We start from the raw sequence: 18011 nt of genomic DNA, 5'->3' as shown, positions 1-18011 counted from the left end.
GAAACCTCATATTGCGTTTTTTGCAATGTCATTTTCAGTTTCAATACCCCAGATAAGCGGCCAATAGGACGAGGTTATGGACATACGCACCCTCAAATTGTACCTACACTTATGTGACAGTTTGCACTTTGCCAAGACGGCGGAGCAGATGCATGTCAGTCCCTCGACCTTAAGCCGCGCATTGCAGCGGCTCGAAGATGAAGTGAACGCAAAGCTGTTTGAGCGGGATAACCGCAGCGTGACCTTAACCCATGCGGGACGTGAGTTTAAATTGTTCGCCGAGCAGACGCTGCACCATTGGCGCGACCTGCGGCATAGTATTGATCTTAAGCAGGACGTACTGCGCGGCACCTTAAATCTCTATTGCTCAGTCACCGCAGCCTATAGCCATTTGCCGCAATTATTGGAACGTTTTCGCCAAGAGCATCCCTTTGTCGAAATTGCGCTTACCACGGGAGATGCGGCTAATGCACTGGCCGAGGTACAACAAAATCGTGCCGATATTGCCATTGCCGCGCTGCCGGATCCTTTTCCTGCCACACTGCATTTTGCCAAGATTGATGATGTGCCGCTTTCATTAATCGCTCCCACTATGCGCTGTGCGGTGCAGCAACAGATTAACCAAGCTCAGATAGACTGGTCACGAGTACCTTTTATCATTCCTGACCATGGACCGGGGCGGCGACGAGCCGATAATTGGTTCAAACAGATGGGGATTAGTCCGAATATTTATGCCCAAGTGTCGGGACAGGAAGCCATAGCATCTATGGTGGCACTCGGCTGCGGCGTGAGCATTAGCCCTGAGGTGGTGATCAATAACAGTCCAGTACGGGATCGTATTCAGTTGTTACCTTCGCCAGTCAGTATTGCTCCCTTCGAACTAGGCTGTTGCTGTAAGGTCAAACGCTTGGACGATCCGATTGTCAATGCGTTTTTAGAGGCGATTTAAGCTTACAGGAGATAAAACGGGACTGAGTCCCGTTTTCCCTACTTTATTACGCTAGATTAGGTATCTGGCGACTGTAATTTATCATTCGCCTCAATACGCGTCACCAGCAATTGGTCGACCTTGTAGGCGTCAATATCCACCACTTCAAACTTATAACCGCCGTAATTTACAAAGTCAGTTCGCTTAGGGATCTTACGCAGCATATACATCATAAACCCGGCAATGGTTTCGTAGTTTTGGCTGTGAGGAAACTCTTCAATACCAAAGGCGCGCATGACGTCGGTAATCGGTGTCACCCCATCCACTAACCAAGAATTACCATCGCGGGCAATAATTTGCTCTTCACTTTCGTGTAGCGACCAAGCGCCCATCACCGCACGTTGTAAATCGTTGGTGGTCACAATCCCAACCACAAGGGCGTATTCATTCATCACCACGGCGAAATCGGCGCGGCTATTTTTGAAGTATTCCATCGCCTCAGAAAGACTTAAAGTGTCGGGAATAATCAACGAAGTATGAACAAGGCTGGTGTCTTTTAAGGTAATTTTTTCGCCGTTAATCACACGGATCAACAGCTCCTTTGCGTCAACAAAACCTTTGACCATATCCAATTGGCCATCGCAGACCAAAAACTTAGTATGGGGATCTTCAGCAATTTTACGCTTGATATCCTCCTCGCTATCTTGCAGCAAGAAATACACTAAGCTCTCTCGAGCTGTCATGGCTGAAGTGACTGAAACGGTCTGCATTTCAAACACATTTTCCATCATTTGTTGCTCGCCCTTGTCGAGCACCCCCGCTTCAGCACCAGCGTTCATTACCGCATAAATATCATCGGAGGTGATTTCATCATTTCGAGCCGTTGGAATTTGTAGCAGCTTAAAAATCGCGCTGGCCATACCATTAAAAAACCAAACTAATGGTCTTAACACGGTAATACAAAAACTCATCGGGCCAACAACGGCCAAAGCAACCTGCTCTGGCATCGCCATCGCGATACGCTTAGGCATTAAATCCGCGACCAAAATAAAAGCACTGGTAACAAGTACAAATGACATCACAAAGCTCACCTGACTCAGCCAAGGATCTGCCAACCAAGGTGAAAGGAATTGATAAAAATAGGGGCGAAATGCTGACTCACCCACAATACCACCCATGATTGCAACAGCATTCAAGCCTATTTGAACCACAGTAAAAAAGCTGCCGGGATACGACTGTAAATGCAGCACTTTTTCAGCTCTGGCATCGCCTTCATCGGCTAACTGACGTAAACGGATTTTCCGTGATGCGGCCAAAGCAATTTCCGACATGGAAAAGAAACAACTTGCACCAATTAAACACAATATAATCATCACGTTATCTAAGAGACTCATGTAACACCTTTTATTTCACACTTGACTTACTTGCACCAACCCGCGCAGTGATTTTCGCGTGCCAGTTAAATATTACCCAGATACAGGGTTGGAATATCGCGATAAAGAGCCAGTACAGCAAATAACCCTTTGCTACACTTTAATAATCGCCATTGAGCTTAAAGAGTATGATGCGTTCATTATATCCGCTAATCGCTTTACTATGCGTGATTCTGCTCTCGCCTGTTACCTATGGCGCCGATGAGCTTTCCCCATTTAGGTTACGCTTTTGTGTCGAAGAGACTGAATATCCACCATTTAATTACTTTGTTCGACAAGATGGTATTAAGACTTCCACGCTTAGCGGCTACGACATTGACCTGCTAGAGCGCACCTTTAAACCGATTGGAATTGATTATGAAGTACTGGCTTTGCCTTGGCTCCGCTGTTTAAAAGACGTCCAAAATGGCAGCATAGATGCTGCGATGAGCGCATCGCTCAACCGACAAAGAGCGACTGATTATATCCCATCTATCGCTTATTATTACCTCACTCCAAGTTATTTTTATTTAAAAGCTGAATTGGACCCGCAGTTTCATATCCATGATATCAATCAATTAGCTCACTTTGGCAAGGTTTGCGGCATTAAAGGATTTAACTACGATAATTTTGGCTGGCGTAAAGAGACTCCGCTTAGCGAAATACATTCCCTAGGACATTTACCGGAAATGCTACTAAAACAAAGATGTAAGTTCTTTCTCGCCCGCAAAGAAATACTGGCGGGCACGCTAGCTTTGGCGCATGCAGCACAACTCCCTCAAGCACTAGCATCAAAGATTTCTCCTAATGCTCAGCAAGAAGCGTTTTACATGCTGATTTCTAAACATTCAGCACATAAGGAGCTCATTGCTCATGAGTTTAATCGGCAGGTGAAAACGATGCAGGAGAGTCATCAACTCGAAACCCTCTATCAGTTTCATATTCAAAAACTTACTCACGGGGACGATAAGGGCAGTAATTCGCTTTAGGGCCGATTTGTGGGTGGTTACGACAGGTTTCAGGGCGTTGGTGATATATAGTACAGCGGCGAGTTTTACCATCTAGATACAGGCAATCATCATTCGCCATACGGGCAAGGGTAAAAATCGCCGTTTTATGGTTATAGTTGTCAATAATACGCGCTTTTTGCAGGCGCTTGGCAATCGCCTTAAGATCGCCTTCAGCTTCAAAGTCATCCACCAAACCCATGCGCACTAAGTCACTTACGGTCACTTCAACGGGCAAAGTACAACAGGTTGCATGGCAGGTATCACACAGGCCTTTGCGATATTTTTGCCAAGTTGATAAATCATCAATATTAAAAATCGATACCGAATTTACCGTATTTTTGCTCCGTTTTGACACACCAAAACCTTCAGATAAACAATAAAGGGCGGCAATTATAACAGGCCCCAAATAGAAATAAATCTGTGGTCACAGACGGAACCAAGGCTTGACTAATACAAGCTCAAGAATGAGCTAGCGCTGTTTGAGGCGACTCCATCACCACTGTATTGCGACCACGCTCTTTAGCGCGATACAGGCAGATATCGGCACGGCGTAATACATTCGAAATGGTGAGTTCATTTAATGCATCCGGCGGTAAATACACTCCACCAATACTAAGAGTAATCTTACCGGTAGGTGCACCCAAGTGTGGAATATTCAATGCAGCGACTTGATTGCACAGTTGGGTAGCAATGGCTTCCAATTGGATTGGTGTGATTTTCGCTAAAACAACTGCAAACTCTTCGCCACCAATGCGCGCCAGCAGCGCATTGGGTGGTAAAATTTCACAGCCTTTTAAATCCTGAGCCACTCGCCTAAGTACAGCATCGCCTTCAATATGCCCGTAGTTGTCGTTGTAACTCTTAAAATAATCAATATCCAACATCAACACACCGACTGCTGTGTTGCCATGGAGTAATGTGTCGAGTGTTTGTGTAAAGGGGCGTCGATTGCTCAGCCCAGTTAATTCATCGGTTTCAGCCATGACTCTGAGTTGCGTATTCACCGTTACCAGTGCTTGCTGTAAGTTAAGCATCTGTCGCTCTTTTTCTTCACGCAGCAATAACTCGTTCAGCGCTGCGGAAAACTGAGTCAACATCACTTTTTTTTGTTTAGTCCAATTTAGTGGTCGAGAAACCATTGAGAGCGATAATAGCCCGACAATTTCATCGGCATTTTTCATGGCAAATGCGGCAATAGAGCAAATACCAATACCTCGAAGTAACCCGTATTCTTCAGGCGATGTTTGCTTCAATGAGTCGACATTCTCGATAACTAATGTCGATTCCTGCTCAAATTTTTGTGCCAGCAAAGTAACAATATCCGCAGAAATGCTAATAATTTCAGATACATTAGGTTCACTAGACCAAACGCAACGGTAGTTTACCTGTCGTTGGTTAAACTCTATTAGGCTTACCCTTTCGACATCAAATAATCGCCCGATTTTACGGCAAACCTCAGTAAGGTTGTTGTCTAAGTTAAGGGTCTCCACTGTTAAAAATTGCAATGATATTTCAGCTAACAGTTGGCTAGCTTGGGACTGCCAATTGAGCGCTTGAGTCCGCTCATCAACTAAACGTGCTAACTGACTTTGCTGTTGCTGCAATGCACGCTTTTGGCGTTTATTAACCGCGAGATCGTTGCGAATTCTTTGATACATAGCCTGAAGCGATTGAGCAACATGACCAATTTCATCAGGATTTCTCACCACACTATCGGGTACGGTTAACTTAGGTAATGCATTCAAATTTATCTGGTTAGCAAACCGCTCCAATTCCGATAAACGATTGGTCACCAATAAACGCACCAGCGTAAGGATAAGATAAATCATCAGTAAGGTTTTAAGCCCATTGCCTAAGACAATAATGATCAATTGTTGCCATAATTCGTAATAGAGTTTGTCCGTATCCAGCCCGACGGTCAGCATACCAATCTGTTGTTCCTGATACATAATCGGGTAACGAAACAGGGTTTGTCGGTAATCCTTAGCGTGAATCGCCTTGCCCAACTGCATGGCTACGCCATCGATACTCTCTAAATTGACACTCGACACCATCGGCATCATGCCCAAGCCTGAAAGCAAATCAGATAACAGACCATGGTCCACATCCCAAAGTGACTTAGCAATAGTGGGTAAGATCGATTCGGAATATTCACGAATATCGGCAGTTGTATTATCAATGCTTTCTTGATAATTCCAGACTAACTGCACCAGCATGGTCAGGACAGCAAAAAACGAGCTCACCCCAATAATAGTGAGCGTCATTCTATGACTGATGGAATGATTACGATGCTTCATGAATACCTATTAATTACTGTTGTGATAACTTATCCACTATTTGTGTCTTAAAAATCCCAGCCCAATCCCTTGCAACTAACTTCTGATAAAAAGCTGAATCGGGATTAAGTACCCTAAAGAGTTCTATATCCGTCATTCCGCACCTAATTTTCGATTTAAAAAACTTGACGGCGATCGGTCATTCTGATCTATTACTCTCTTTTGCAGGTAATTCATCATGGCCGCTCCCGCTATCTCTATCCGTAACCTCGACCACCTTGGTTTGGTCGCTGCACTTTGCCAAGAACTCGGCATTGCTCGCATGATTGATGCGGTGCTACCCAAAACGCCGCCCTACAAAGTCTCACATGGTGAAGCGTTGGTGGCGATGATACTGAACGGTCTTGGCTTTCATAGTTCGACCTTGCACATGTTCCCGCAATTCTTTGCCAACAAGCCTGTAGAACGCCTGATTGGCCCGGGGATCTGTGCCGATGACCTCAATGATGATGTGCTCGGCCGCTGCCTTGATGCCCTCTTTGAGGCCGATGTCAGCACGCTTTATCAGGTGATGGCGGAGCAGGTCGTTGAACGATTGGGGCTCAAAAGTACTGCAGTACACCTCGATATCACCAGCTTCCACGTCGATGGCGCCTATGACCAAGCCGATGGCGAGCAGCTCGGTAAGTTGCAATTGGTACGGGGCTATAGCCGCGACCATCGGCCAGAGCTAAACCAGGTTATCCTGGAGCTTATCTGTGAAAATCAGGCCGGCCTGCCCATCTACATGCAAGCCTTGAGTGGTAATATTAATGATACCAAGGCCTTTGCCCAGACGGTACGGCGCCACTTGAGCAGTCTCAAGGCCGCGCAGGAGAGTCGTTATCTGGTCGGCGATGCGGCGCTGTATTGCGCCGACACCTTGCAACTACTGGCACAACAGCAACAGTTGTTCGTGACTCGTGTGCCTGTCACCCTCAATGAAGCCAAGCGAGCCGTGGCAACCATTGGCACCCAGTCGCTGGTTGCGCTGGGCAATGGCTATCATGGCTGTTGGCAAAGCGCCAATTATGCCGACGTCGCGCAGCGTTGGTTGCTGGTGCGCAGCGAACAGGCCAGCCACCGTGAGCAGCAAACATTAGCCAAAAACCTACTGAAAGACAGCACGCGTGAACTGAAAGCCTTCAACAAATTATGTGCCCAGCGTTTTGCCTGCGAGACCGATGCGCAGGCTGAATTAGCCCGTTTTGCTGTCAGCTTAAATCTGCTGCAACTAGAAGCAGAAGTCGTGAGTGAACCTATCTATGCAGGGCGCGGAAGGCCCCAAAAGGGTGAAATGCCGGTGAACTACCAATTTCACATCAAGGGGTTAGCCGCAAGTAGCTTGGCGCGGGTGGCTGAGGCGCGCAACCAGACAGGGGTGTTCATCCTCGCGACCAATGATCACAGTGAAACGCTCACCATGGCTGAGCTGTTGGCTACCTATAAAGCCCAGCAGAATGTCGAGCGTGGTTTTAGGTTTCTGAAAAGTCCCGAATTTTTAACCTCCTCGTTATATCTTAAAAAACCGGAACGTATCGAAGCGTTGCTGATGGTGATGACCTGTAGCCTGATGATTTATGCGGCGCTGGAGCACCGGATCCGGCAGGGCTTAGTAGAGCAGAACCGGAGTGTGGCGGACATGAAAAAGAAACCCACGCAAAAACCGACTGCGCGGTGGATTTTTTTACGCTTTGGCGGGGTGCACGAGTACCAGTTGGGAGAGGCGCCACCTCAAGTCACAGGACTCACAGTGGACCAGCAGATCATTCTCGACGTGTTAGGCGAACGGTATCGGCAAATTTATTCCTAAATCAGGTGCGGAAAGTCGGCTATATCCTCATAGGAGGAATAACGTTGGGTCTCTTGGTATTGTTTGAGCTGAATTAACCCTAAAGCACCCGCTAAAAAATGCCCACCTCCCAGAGCACTCACTTTACGTTCTTGGCAGAGCGACAAAATCTCAGGGGAAGTATTAATCGAACTGACCAGTACATCACGTCCAGGTTCAAGGCCCTTTTCGCGGAGTGCTTTTACCACTCCGATAGCCATTTTATCGTTCGCCGTCCAGATTAAGGTTAAATCCGGATAACGGCTGAGCAAGGTTAATGTTTGATCATAAGCAATATCTTCACGCCATTGACCATATACCGTTTGAGTAACAATAACATTGGGTTGCATAAAGAAATAATCATTAGCGCCTTGAGTTCTTAACACTGATGCGGGCGTAGATTTATCGCCCGAGATTAATAAAACCTTAGCCTTTTTATTTTCTAAACGACTTAGCAAATTTTTAGCGGTATCAGCACCAATAGCATAGTTATCTGGGATAAGCGCTGGTAATAAATAAGTTTGCCAATGTGGATCTGCCAATAAGTGTTCTCGCTCGGCGACAGAAATATCATTTAAAATCAATTGAACATATATGGGATATTGATAAAGCATCTGCAACATTTTTATCGCAGACTGCTTCTCATTCACTAAAATAATATGAGTAGGAAGTGATGGCTGAGATTTTAGTAACGTTTCTAATTGAGCAATCATTTTAAAGTGATTGCGATCTGAATGTATGATTTGCAAATTAATATCAAGCTTTGATGAAGCCACCTGCATTAATTTATCGACATCACCCCAAAAGCTATCCGTAACCGCGCCTGGATTAAAAAAAACCACATCCAATTTAGCCCACGCAGGCAAAGCAAAACACAGTATGCCTATCCATAAACAACGTAAACATAATAGATGCAAAGGCGAGTACTCCTCGACCGTGTTTCCCCGCATGTGATCCATCACAGAGGTCACTTTATTATTATCGATTCACAACCTTGTTACCGCATAATTACCAAAACAACCCAATGGCAACCAACACTTCGATTAAACCACAAAATAACAAAAAGTGTACTTTATAATAAAGAATATTAATTTTTGCTCCTGTTTTAGGCTCGAAATTGTAGAATATTCATTTAATATTAATAAGATAACTCGACGTATAAGATAAGAGGCTATTTTTAATTCCAATATTGCTCATTCAGCCTCTTTACATAGCGCACTTAACCGCAGTCGATCCCCCAAGATTGCCTTACGTTTATTCTCTGTTAGTATATGTATAAATTCACAGTGATTGAGTGCTAACGACTTGCAGCAATTGGATCTTGTTCCGATCACCGAACTCAAGGGCGTCGCCAAAAGAGTCGCGGAAAAACTCGCCAAACTCGGCATCACAACAGTACAAGATCTGCTGTTTCACTTGCCCCTGCGCTACGAAGACCGCACTCAAATCTATCCCATCGCCGCACTCATGCCCGGAAATTACGGCACCATTGAGGCCGAAATCCAGTCGACTCAAATCCTTCAGGGCCGTAAACGCATGCTCGTCTGCAATGTGCGTGACAATACTGGCAGCATGAGCCTGCGCTTTTTTAACTTTTCAATGGCGCAGCGCAATGCGATGCAAAATGGATTAATGATCCGTGCCTATGGCGAAATTCGTCGCGGAAGCCATCAAGCGGAAATCGTGCATCCCGAATATAAAATCGTCTATCCGGGTGAGGATATTCACCTAAGCGATACACTTACGCCGATTTATCCCACCACCGAGGGCTTAAAACAGGCGAGTTGGATTAAGCTCACCGAACAGGCACTTGAATTATTAGAAGATGGCGGCTTGACCGAGTTATTACCCGCCCATTTGCAGCCAAACAACATGAGCCTAAAACAGGCGCTGCAAACCCTGCATCGCCCCCATGCGGGGATTTCACAATTTGATTTAGAGCTTGGTCAACACCCCGCGCAGCAGCGACTGGTGCAGGAAGAATTACTCGCCCACAACCTGAGTATGCTACGCCTTAGACAACGCAGTAACCTCGACGCCGCCGTAACCATGCATGCCACGGGGCAATTACTAAACCCTTTTCTCGCCTCACTGCCCTTTAAACCCACAGGCGCGCAGCAACGTGTCGTTGCCGAGATAGGTAAAGATTTAGCACAACCGCACCCCATGATGCGCTTAGTGCAAGGGGATGTCGGCTCAGGCAAAACCTTAGTCGCCGCCCTCGCCGCCCTTCAAGCGATTGAAAACGGCTATCAAGTGGCCATGATGGCGCCCACCGAATTACTCGCCGAGCAGCATGCAGCTAACTTTGCCGCGTGGTTTGAACCACTAGGATTAAAAGTCGGTTGGCTTGCGGGTAAGCTTAAAGGCAAGGCGCGGGCGCAATCTTTAGCCGATATTGAATCTGGCGCATCGCAAATGGTGATCGGTACCCACGCCATTTTTCAGCAACAGGTTATCTTCCATAGGCTCGCTTTAATTATCATCGACGAGCAGCACCGATTTGGTGTCCACCAGCGGATGGGACTCAGGGAAAAAGGTATCAATCAAGGGTTTCATCCCCATCAGTTGATTATGACGGCAACCCCGATCCCACGGACGTTAGCCATGACAGCCTACGCCGATCTCGACACCTCGATTATCGATGAGTTACCCCCAGGGCGCACACCCGTCACCACAGTCGCCATACCCGATTCGCGCCGTAATGAAGTACTCGAGCGCGTCCGCAACAGCGTGATCACGGACAAACGCCAAGCCTATTGGGTCTGTACCTTGATTGAAGAGTCCGAAGTCCTCGAGTGCCAGGCCGCCGAAGATACCGCTGAAGAATTGCGCCAAGCACTGCCGGAGCTGACCATAGGTTTAGTACACGGCAGGATGAAAAGTGCTGAAAAGCAACAAATTATGACGGACTTTAAAGCGGGAACCATCAACTTATTGGTGGCAACCACAGTAATTGAGGTCGGCGTCGATGTCCCTAACTCTAGCCTGATGATAATCGAAAACCCCGAACGATTGGGACTTGCACAGTTGCATCAACTGCGAGGACGAGTAGGGCGCGGTGCCGTAGCCAGTCATTGTGTGTTACTCTACAAGGCGCCACTGAGTCAAACCGCAAGTCAGCGGTTGAATGTCCTACGGCAGAGTAATGATGGTTTTGTTATCGCACAGAAAGACCTAGAGATACGTGGTCCCGGTGAAGTGTTAGGCACTAAACAGACAGGGCTAGCCGAACTTAAGATAGCTGATTTAGTTAGAGATCAAGCGCTTATACCACATATCCAAAAGCTTGCGAATCATGTGATGTCGCAAGCACCCGATGCGGTTGATGCCATTATTCATCGTTGGCTTGGGCATAGGCAACAATATGTCCAAGCGTAAACCTTAAGCTAACCCCTTCAAGGTAAAATAAATTCAACCTGTTCAGCTAACCGCTATGGACAAGCGCGTGTAAACTTGCAAAATGAACTTGCAACCTAAAAGGCGGCACTTGCACTTTAATGTTAGCTGCATGATATTCACCACATTACCTTGACACTGAAGCGAAGGATGTAAAATGCAAGTTAATCAAGATGATAGAATTACACCTCAAGAGACCTCGTCTAGCAGCAATCGCTTTGCATTGATTGCGATTGTGCTCGTCATCCTGCTCTCTGCGGCAGGTTATTACTACTATAGTAAAGATGACTCACCCAAACTCATTCCTAATGCACCGATAGTACTACCAGAGCCACCATCGTCAGAACCGCTTACTCTGGAAACAAACCCGGAGCCTGAAACCACTCCAGTGGAAAACGTAACACCACAAACGACCACGACGGAAACTGACTCAACCACTACCGTTGAGCCTCAAGCGCCCGTAGAAACGGTGCCAAACTTGCCTGAGAGTGATGCTTTTGTGCATCAAAAAGCACTGGCACTTATCAGCAATAATGTCGTAGGTTCATCCTTAGTCAGACAAGATTTGATCCGTCAGTTTGTAGTCTTCGTGGATAACTTGGCGCAGGGCGAATTGACCCGCAAAGTCAGCCCAATTAAGGGCCCTGAAAAACTCTTTACCGTGGCGGAAATCACTAACAAAGTGTATTTAAATCCAGAGAGTTACCACAGATATGATGCCTACGCGACCGTCATTGCCAATATGGATGAGCAAAGCTTAATGCACACCTACAAGCAACTCACGCCGCTATTTGATGAAGCCTTCGCTGAACTGGGTTATAGCAACGCCAAATTCAATGACAGAATGCTACAAGCAATTAAGGTAATGCTCGCAGCGCCAATTATTGAAGAGCCCATTGAGCTGAGTTCAATTAGCGTCAACTATCGCTTCGTTGATCCCAATTTGGAAGCCTTACCCAGTGCCCAAAAACTGCTTGTTCGTATGGGACCAGAGAACACTCGTAAAGTGAAAACTGCACTGCGTAAAATGGAAAGCCAACTCGCACAATAGATTGATATTCAATCAATAGTGGCATTATTAATAATAAACAGGCGCCTCGAGCGTCTGTTTACTATTGATATCAGAGCCTGTTCAACTGAGGTTAAGCCACTTAGTCTACACTCCCTGTCTTTATCCCGTTCTGAAAACTATGTTAGCCAACAGTGACAAAGCAAAATCTCATTGCATTTTATTAACCTTGCATATGCAAATGACTTCATTAAAACTAAGGACTTAGTGTAGAATGTGCCGTTCAATAAATGGGGGAATTGTGTTCGTTCATCCAACGAGCAAATAGCGATAAGCCAGTCAATTCATTAATGTTTTCGCTTAGTTAGGGATAACTAAGACAGCTTTAAATAGTGTCGAGGCAAAGTAGTGCAACTCAGATTCAGCATCCTCTCTTGGGGGGCGTGGGCTCCAAACTATCAGCAGCATGATGACTGGCAAACTTGGTGCAAGCACTCGGCTGAAACGACCAAAGAGGCTTCACCCACTGACAGCATATCTCCGGCACTTCCCCAAGTGCCAGCCATGCAGCGTAGACGCTTTAGCCGTTTAACAAAAATGATGCTGGATGTCAGTTTTCAATGTGATACGCCACCAAACTGCCGTTCGATATTTGCTTCCCGCCACGGCGAACTGCATCGCACAATTGGCTTACTCGAAGATATTATCGCTAAGCAACCGCTTTCTCCCTTAGGTTTTAGTCAATCCGTGCATAACACCGGCAGTGGTATTTTGGGCATTTTACACAATAACACCGCCCCTTCTACCTCAATTGCCGCAGGCACTGAAACCCTTTCCCAAGCCATGGTGGAAGCTTTCGCCCAGCTACATCAATCAGCAGAGCCGTTATTACTGATCTTTGGCGATGATCCTGTGCCACCGGTATACGATGAGTTTACCCAAGAGTATGAACTCCCCTTAGCCTTAGGTTTTACCCTCGCGCCTGCTTGTCATCGCTCGTCCGTAAAGCTCACGCTAAGCCAACTGACTCAAGCACAGCAACAAGTCACTCCTGCGCTGTCCTACGGCATGTTGATCCATGCTCTAGCGACCTCACAAAACATTGCTGGCTGTTTATCCCATTGGCACTGGAGCGTAGAACATGGCTAATCCCGCTCCACAGGGGGCACAGTTCAATGTCGCTTATACGCTGCCCGAAAAACGCCGCACGGGAATCAACTATATTCCCCGTTGGCTCGGTGGCGTCAGTTGCTATATTGCCTTTGGTTTAGGTGGACTGTTAAGTTCGCTCACTATATTGCCGTTACTGCGTTTTTGGCCCGGCACACCTGAGGCGAGGATTATCCGCGTGCAAAAAGCCGTGCACACTATGTTTAAAGGCTTTGTCGCTATGTTGACGTGGGCTGGGGTGATCAACGTTAGCACCCATAATGCCGAGCAGTTACATAGCGCCAAAGGGGTGATCGTCATCGCCAATCACCCGAGTCTCGTCGATGTGGTGGTGTTGATCAGCCTCATGCCCAATGCGGGTTGTATCGTTAAACAAGGCCTTTGGCGTAATCCGTTTTTACGTGGTGTGGTTTCCTGCGCAGGTTATATCCCGAATCGCGGCGCAGAGTTGATGCTCGAAGATTGCCGCGAAGTGCTCGCCAGAGGCACTAATTTAATTATCTTCCCTGAAGGTACGCGCACAGTATTTGGCTCAATAATTAATGAATTTGCCCGGGGCGCCGCCAATATTGCCATTCGTACCCAAGCCGATATTTTACCTGTGGTTTTGCGCACTAATGTGCGAGGTTTGACAAAGGAACAGCCTTGGTATGAGATCCCAAGGCAGACCATGGGGATGGCCGTCGAAATCGGCAATCCAATTCCTCACCAAGCCTATCAAGCCCCTTTGGGTGAGCATGCGAAAATGGCCCGACAATTAACTCGGGACCTTGAACAATATTATCAACAACAACTCGAAAATAATTATGACTTTACACAACGAAATTAAACAGTTAATTATCGACTGCCTCGACCTAGAAGATGTCAGTATTGATGATATTGAAACCGATGCGCCCCTATTTGGTGACGGACTCGGACTCGATTCTATCGACGCCCTCGAGTTAGGTTTAGCCATCAAGAAAAAGTTTGATGTCAAAATCGAAGCCAACTCGGATAGCACTAAGGCGCATTTTTACAGTGTGGCCAGCCTCGCTAAATTTATCGAATCACAGCGCCCATAGGAGAGGAAAATGCAAAACCGTGAACAAATCCTCGCTATGCTGACCACGATTTTAGTGGATGAGTTTGAAATCGATGCCGATGCGATTACCCCCGACGCCAATCTTTACGAAGAGTTAGATCTGGACAGTATTGATGCCGTCGATCTGGTGATTAAGCTGCAACAACTGACAGGCAAAAAAATTCAACCCGATGAATTTAAATCAGTTCGTACCGTCAATGATGTGGTCAACGCCATTGAAGGCCTAGTAAAAGACTAATGCGCGTCCTGCTACAGGTGCTCACCGCACTCGCGCTGATCGCCTACCCAGTTGCCGTGTATTTGGGGCTAAACTATCTACCCGCAGGCACAATCGCCCTAGTGCTTTGCCTGTTGTTAGTAGTGCGTTTAATGCTGCAAAAGCAAAAGGTTAAAACCTTAGTCTTGCCTTTGATTGTGGGGATTGCCCTCACTGCTGGCAGTTTTGTGGCAAAACGCAGCGACTGGCTGTTGTATTACCCCGTGGTGATTAATCTCACCATGTTAGCCCTGTTTAGCTACTCGCTATACCAAGCCCCAAGCATGATAGAGCGGCTCGCGCGGTTAAAAGAACCCGACTTGCCGGATGAAGCCATAGGCTACCTTAAAAAAGTCACCCTACTTTGGTGCGGCTTATTTATCCTTAATGGCTCAATGGCGGCCTATACCGCCGCATTTACCAGCCTAGCAACTTGGACCTTGTACAACGGTTTGATTGCATACGTACTCATGGGACTGCTCCTCGGTGGGGAATGGTTATATCGCAGCTTTTGGTTGAAGAAGACATGACACAACTACTCAAAAACTGGTTAACCCAAGGGCCATTCGCCCAACAACTGATCAGCTTTAATCACCATGACATAGTCACAGGTGCCCTGTTTACCAATCAGGTGGCCCATTTTTACGAGCAGCTGCGCCAAGCGCCTGAGCAAAAATGGCTACTGGCGAGTGATACCAGCGATCTGTTTGCCGTTGGCCTGTGTGCCGCACTCTTGGCGGGTAAAGAAATTATTTTGCCGCCCAACACCCAAACCGGCACCTTGAGCGAATTAACACACCAATTTGAAGGCATATTGTCTGACAAACCATTGTGCGAGAGTCATGCCTTTATCCTTTTGAATAAAGAGTTGAGCCTGCCCAGCAAACCTTGGCCCAAGAGCGACAGCTTTGGTGAACTGGTGCTGTTTACCTCGGGCAGCAGTGGCGAGCCTAAGGCCATTCGCAAGAGCTTAAGGCAGCTCGATGCCGAAGTGACTGTGCTCGAGCATACCTTCGCCGAACATTTACCCCATTGCAGTGTGGTCTCAACCGTTTCCCATCAGCATATCTATGGCTTGCTGTTTAAAATCCTCTGGCCCTTAGCCGCCAGTCGCCCCTTTTTAAGCGAGCAAATTGAATACCCAGAGACCTTAAGCTACTACACCGCACTGTTGCCGAATTTGTGCCTCATCAGTAGCCCAGCGCAATTATCCCGTTTGCCTAAGGCGCTAGAGCACGAACGCCAACTGCGCTCACCCAGCTTAGTCTTCAGCTCCGGTGGCCCCTTAAGTTTCACCGCCGCCCAAGGGGTTGCCCAGTGCTATGGCCATTTACCCATAGAGATATTCGGCAGCACCGAAACCGGCGGTATCGCCTATCGTCGCCAACAAGAGGCCGACGAACCATGGCAAGTGTTTGAACAAATTACCATAGACCAAGACGCTGACGATGGTGCCCTGCTGCTGAAGTCACCCTACTTGGCCGACGATCAATGGTTACGTTGCGAAGATAAAATAGAACCGACAGCCAATGGCCAATTTAGACTCAAAGGCAGGCTCGATCGCATCGTTAAGATTGAAGAAAAACGCCTGTCGCTGGCGCAAATGGAGACCTTGCTCTGTAGCCACGCCTATGTCGAACAGGCCGCCTTGGTCGTATTGCCCCAGTTTAAATCCCAGTTAGGAGCCGTCATTACCCTGTCACCATTGGGCCGTAGCGCTGAAGGATCCCCTCATAAATCAGCCATAGCATAGCCATATTTGAGCAACTGATTGGCGAATAATACCCAGGCCGCCAGCAATTCTTTCTCCGTGATTTGATAATCAGGCCGCCTGAGCACCTCCAATCCCAAGCGAATCGTTGAGAGTACCGTTCGATGCCCAATGGTATTGGCCTGAAAATGCTTATCCCAGCCCTGTTGCTGTGCGTGTAAACCAACTAGCCACAACAGGCATTGAACCATCAACGCTATCAGTAGGATGATGTCGAATCGCTCTGGACTGTTGGTACGACTTTGGCGTAAGCCAAAGCCGTATGCCGGGCTTTTGAGGTCACGAAAGGTTTCCTCTATTTGCATACGTTTGGCGTACAGGTTTACCAGCTGCTTTGGGCTCCGAGATTCTGGTGGTAAATTGCTGGCTAACACCCAAGGCTCTTTCGCCGATGTTGAGTACGTTTTTGCCGATGGATGGTGGCAATTAGTCCTCGTTGAACGCTGATTTGTACGCCCCTTAGGTTTGCTACGATAAAGCGTGAGATGGCAATTGATAGGGTTAGTTTTGGTCAAGGTCTTACAACCCAGGCTCTTCGCTTGACCGTTGGCCAAGTCATGTGTACTGCGAACTGCACGCCAATTTTCAGCGCCAATATCTGCAAATTGAACTGTACCGCGAATACGGCTTAGCCAAAACCAACCATGCGCCTCAACCTCTTTGTACCAAGGCACTTTGAACCCCGCGTCAGTCACGATGAGAGGGGTAACATGCAAAGGTAAAATCTTGGCTAAGTCCGCTAAAAAACCGTTGTGGGAGGCCTTAGAGCATTGTTCTGATAGGGGATAGGACTTCTCATACAGGGTAATAGAGCGGCCATTGAAGGCTATTGAGGCGCGCAGAGCCATGATGCGTTTATGCTCTCGGATGTCTGACCAATCGACGAGCACAATCGGCATAGGGTTACCAGAACAGATGAGGCTGGCATGCCATTGGTAGACAGCTAACCGTTCTTGATGCAGATGCGTGTTGCCGAGCAAACGATCAATGCGCTTGATGTTGTGCTTGGTTCGGGCCGTGGTTGGTAAATTTCGACCTAACTCAGTCAAGGTCAGTGTCTTACATTCAATCAGTGCCTTAGAGGCCAGCATCAAGCTGTTTAATCGTTTTAGGTGAAGTTCTGGGCAGTATTGGTGTAAAGAATGTTGTAGGATATTGGCTTCGCGCATCTTGTTGTCCAAGTGTAGTTTTTAGCGAAACCATTTGATCATGCAACAAGATGCGCTTCCACTCTAATTTGATGATTTATTTGTAAATCATCAGGGGATTCTTCAGGCCGTAGCGTGCATCAAGAGCAGGGAAAACTCAGTATCAACAATGCCTTAAAAGCGCATCTGCTGACCCAGTTTGAACGAGTAACCCTACCGCGCCGCTGGCGTTACCCCGACACCCTACCGTTAAACACTCAGGGTAAGCGTGTCGCCGCCCAGCTAGTTGAGTTATTTGACCATGATTAAGTCGAGTTTACCGCCGATACTCACGTCGCAGATCGGCCCTGATAGCATCGAATTGCGCCTGCTGGTCGCCGCCGATCTCGAATATTTTAACGGCCACTTCCCTGAGCAAGCCGTACTCCCCGGCGTGACCCAACTCGATTGGGCCGTGCGCTTAGGTTGCGAGCATTTTGGTTACAACGCTGCGGTCGCTAATTTAGAAGTACTAAAGTTTCAACAGCTTATTCTGCCAGGGCAAGAAGTGACCTTAGTTATTAGTCACAATGCCGCCAAGGAAAAACTCACCTTTGCCTACAGCGACGGCGACCACCGCTATGCCTCAGGCCGTATCAGCTTTGCCAGCAAGCAAGGTGATGGAGCGGCGCAGTGAGCGAC

17 protein-coding genes and 2 pseudogenes are annotated in these 18011 nt (G+C 47.4%); 13 read left to right on the top strand and 6 right to left on the bottom strand.

Annotation, left to right across the window (positions count from 1 at the left end; all coding sequences use genetic code 11):
• Window positions 1-76 precede the first annotated feature (76 nt).
• Window positions 77-949 (top strand): HTH-type transcriptional activator IlvY, encoded by an 873-nt coding sequence (gene ilvY / locus CEQ32_RS18230; protein ID WP_069454085.1) that lies wholly within the window; start codon window positions 77-79, stop codon window positions 947-949.
• 56 nt (window positions 950-1005) lie between these two features.
• Here ilvY and CEQ32_RS18225 read toward each other — a convergent pair whose 3' ends face one another.
• Complete coding sequence (locus tag CEQ32_RS18225; RefSeq protein WP_088586553.1) at window positions 1006-2322, bottom strand: hemolysin family protein; 1317 nt, start codon at window positions 2320-2322, stop codon at window positions 1006-1008.
• Between the two features lie 167 nt (window positions 2323-2489).
• Here CEQ32_RS18225 and CEQ32_RS18220 point away from each other — a divergent pair, with 167 nt between their 5' ends.
• Window positions 2490-3329, top strand: a complete 840-nt coding sequence (locus CEQ32_RS18220) for a substrate-binding periplasmic protein (protein ID WP_069454083.1) — start codon at window positions 2490-2492, stop codon at window positions 3327-3329.
• Here the strand turns inward: CEQ32_RS18220 and CEQ32_RS18215 are convergent.
• The 3 genes from CEQ32_RS18215 to CEQ32_RS23230 all read right to left on the bottom strand — a co-directional run bounded on the left by CEQ32_RS18215 (window position 3292) and on the right by CEQ32_RS23230 (window position 5783).
• Window positions 3292-3705 carry a YkgJ family cysteine cluster protein gene (locus CEQ32_RS18215; RefSeq protein ID WP_037423422.1) on the bottom strand — a complete coding sequence of 138 codons (414 nt, stop codon included), beginning with the start codon at window positions 3703-3705 and terminating at the stop codon, window positions 3292-3294. The genes CEQ32_RS18220 and CEQ32_RS18215 overlap by 38 nt on opposite strands.
• A 103-nt stretch (window positions 3706-3808) precedes the next feature.
• The gene (locus CEQ32_RS18210; RefSeq protein ID WP_226871844.1) at window positions 3809-5647 is read right to left on the bottom strand and encodes a sensor domain-containing diguanylate cyclase; all 1839 of its coding nucleotides are present in this window, start codon (window positions 5645-5647) and stop codon (window positions 3809-3811) included.
• A gap of 13 nt (window positions 5648-5660) precedes the next feature.
• Complete coding sequence (locus CEQ32_RS23230) at window positions 5661-5783, bottom strand: hypothetical protein (protein WP_264291145.1); 123 nt, start codon at window positions 5781-5783, stop codon at window positions 5661-5663.
• An 81-nt stretch (window positions 5784-5864) separates the two neighbouring features.
• Between CEQ32_RS23230 and CEQ32_RS18200 the strand changes: the two genes are divergently transcribed.
• Window positions 5865-7478, top strand: a complete 1614-nt coding sequence (locus CEQ32_RS18200) for an IS1634-like element ISShes12 family transposase (RefSeq protein WP_011715680.1) — start codon at window positions 5865-5867, stop codon at window positions 7476-7478.
• On the opposite strand, the gene CEQ32_RS18195 is transcribed toward CEQ32_RS18200, so the two are convergent.
• On the bottom strand, window positions 7475-8446 hold the full coding sequence (locus CEQ32_RS18195; RefSeq protein WP_088586552.1) for an ABC transporter substrate-binding protein: 972 nt from the start codon (window positions 8444-8446) through the stop codon (window positions 7475-7477). The two genes, CEQ32_RS18200 and CEQ32_RS18195, sit on opposite strands and share 4 nt — an antisense overlap.
• A 355-nt stretch (window positions 8447-8801) precedes the next feature.
• On the opposite strand from CEQ32_RS18195, the gene recG reads away from it, so the two are divergent.
• The 8 genes and pseudogenes from recG to CEQ32_RS18155 form a co-directional block, all read left to right on the top strand.
• Complete coding sequence (recG, locus tag CEQ32_RS18190) at window positions 8802-10877, top strand: ATP-dependent DNA helicase RecG (RefSeq protein WP_069454081.1); 2076 nt, start codon at window positions 8802-8804, stop codon at window positions 10875-10877.
• Between the two features lie 175 nt (window positions 10878-11052).
• Complete coding sequence (locus CEQ32_RS18185; protein WP_088586551.1) at window positions 11053-11946, top strand: DUF3014 domain-containing protein; 894 nt, start codon at window positions 11053-11055, stop codon at window positions 11944-11946.
• 366 nt (window positions 11947-12312) lie between these two features.
• Entirely contained in the window at window positions 12313-13053 is a 741-nt protein-coding gene (locus CEQ32_RS18180; RefSeq protein ID WP_088586550.1) for a beta-ketoacyl synthase chain length factor, read from the top strand.
• Complete coding sequence (locus CEQ32_RS18175) at window positions 13046-13903, top strand: lysophospholipid acyltransferase family protein (protein WP_037427684.1); 858 nt, start codon at window positions 13046-13048, stop codon at window positions 13901-13903. Before CEQ32_RS18180 ends, CEQ32_RS18175 begins: the two co-directional genes overlap by 8 nt.
• Window positions 13881-14135, top strand: coding sequence for a phosphopantetheine-binding protein (locus CEQ32_RS18170; protein ID WP_011074022.1), 255 nt, complete (start codon window positions 13881-13883; stop codon window positions 14133-14135). Before CEQ32_RS18175 ends, CEQ32_RS18170 begins: the two co-directional genes overlap by 23 nt.
• 9 nt (window positions 14136-14144) lie before the next feature.
• Complete coding sequence (locus CEQ32_RS18165) at window positions 14145-14393, top strand: acyl carrier protein (RefSeq protein WP_011074023.1); 249 nt, start codon at window positions 14145-14147, stop codon at window positions 14391-14393.
• Entirely contained in the window at window positions 14393-14941 is a 549-nt protein-coding gene (locus CEQ32_RS18160) for a hypothetical protein (RefSeq protein WP_088586549.1), read from the top strand. Before CEQ32_RS18165 ends, CEQ32_RS18160 begins: the two co-directional genes overlap by 1 nt.
• Window positions 14938-16128: pseudogene (locus tag CEQ32_RS18155) on the top strand (AMP-binding protein); the annotation flags it as partial. The gene CEQ32_RS18160 and the pseudogene CEQ32_RS18155, both read left to right, overlap by 4 nt.
• A 14-nt stretch (window positions 16129-16142) precedes the next feature.
• Here CEQ32_RS18155 and CEQ32_RS18150 read toward each other — a convergent pair.
• Window positions 16143-17351 (bottom strand): IS4-like element IS10A family transposase, encoded by a 1209-nt coding sequence (locus CEQ32_RS18150; protein WP_001206290.1) that lies wholly within the window; start codon window positions 17349-17351, stop codon window positions 16143-16145.
• 105 nt (window positions 17352-17456) lie between these two features.
• On the opposite strand from CEQ32_RS18150, the pseudogene CEQ32_RS18145 reads away from it, so the two are divergent.
• Window positions 17457-17639, top strand: a pseudogene (locus tag CEQ32_RS18145) (aconitate hydratase); the annotation flags it as partial.
• A complete protein-coding gene (locus CEQ32_RS18140; protein ID WP_088586548.1) occupies window positions 17632-18006 on the top strand; it encodes a thioester dehydrase in 375 nt (124 codons plus the stop codon). The pseudogene CEQ32_RS18145 and the gene CEQ32_RS18140, both read left to right, overlap by 8 nt.
• The last annotated feature ends 5 nt before the right edge of the window (window positions 18007-18011 follow it).

This window comes from Shewanella sp. FDAARGOS_354 (assembly GCF_002209245.2).
In the GTDB taxonomy this organism is placed as follows: domain Bacteria; phylum Pseudomonadota; class Gammaproteobacteria; order Enterobacterales; family Shewanellaceae; genus Shewanella; species Shewanella xiamenensis.
Note: the sequence above shows the minus strand (reverse complement) of the source record. Positions and strands in the feature narration are given on the sequence as shown.

Coding starts and splice junctions, on each gene's coding strand:
- ilvY (WP_069454085.1), top strand. CDS start 77: ATGGACATACGCACCCTCAAATTGTACCTACACTTATGTGACAGTTTG.
- CEQ32_RS18225 (WP_088586553.1), bottom strand. CDS start 2,322: ATGAGTCTCTTAGATAACGTGATGATTATATTGTGTTTAATTGGTGCA.
- CEQ32_RS18220 (WP_069454083.1), top strand. CDS start 2,490: ATGATGCGTTCATTATATCCGCTAATCGCTTTACTATGCGTGATTCTG.
- CEQ32_RS18210 (WP_226871844.1), bottom strand. CDS start 5,647: ATGAAGCATCGTAATCATTCCATCAGTCATAGAATGACGCTCACTATT.
- CEQ32_RS23230 (WP_264291145.1), bottom strand. CDS start 5,783: ATGACGGATATAGAACTCTTTAGGGTACTTAATCCCGATTCAGCTTTT.
- CEQ32_RS18200 (WP_011715680.1), top strand. CDS start 5,865: ATGGCCGCTCCCGCTATCTCTATCCGTAACCTCGACCACCTTGGTTTG.
- CEQ32_RS18195 (WP_088586552.1), bottom strand. CDS start 8,446: ATGCGGGGAAACACGGTCGAGGAGTACTCGCCTTTGCATCTATTATGT.
- CEQ32_RS18185 (WP_088586551.1), top strand. CDS start 11,053: ATGCAAGTTAATCAAGATGATAGAATTACACCTCAAGAGACCTCGTCT.
- CEQ32_RS18175 (WP_037427684.1), top strand. CDS start 13,046: ATGGCTAATCCCGCTCCACAGGGGGCACAGTTCAATGTCGCTTATACG.
- CEQ32_RS18170 (WP_011074022.1), top strand. CDS start 13,881: ATGACTTTACACAACGAAATTAAACAGTTAATTATCGACTGCCTCGAC.
- CEQ32_RS18165 (WP_011074023.1), top strand. CDS start 14,145: ATGCAAAACCGTGAACAAATCCTCGCTATGCTGACCACGATTTTAGTG.
- CEQ32_RS18160 (WP_088586549.1), top strand. CDS start 14,393: ATGCGCGTCCTGCTACAGGTGCTCACCGCACTCGCGCTGATCGCCTAC.
- CEQ32_RS18150 (WP_001206290.1), bottom strand. CDS start 17,351: ATGCGCGAAGCCAATATCCTACAACATTCTTTACACCAATACTGCCCA.
- CEQ32_RS18140 (WP_088586548.1), top strand. CDS start 17,632: ATGATTAAGTCGAGTTTACCGCCGATACTCACGTCGCAGATCGGCCCT.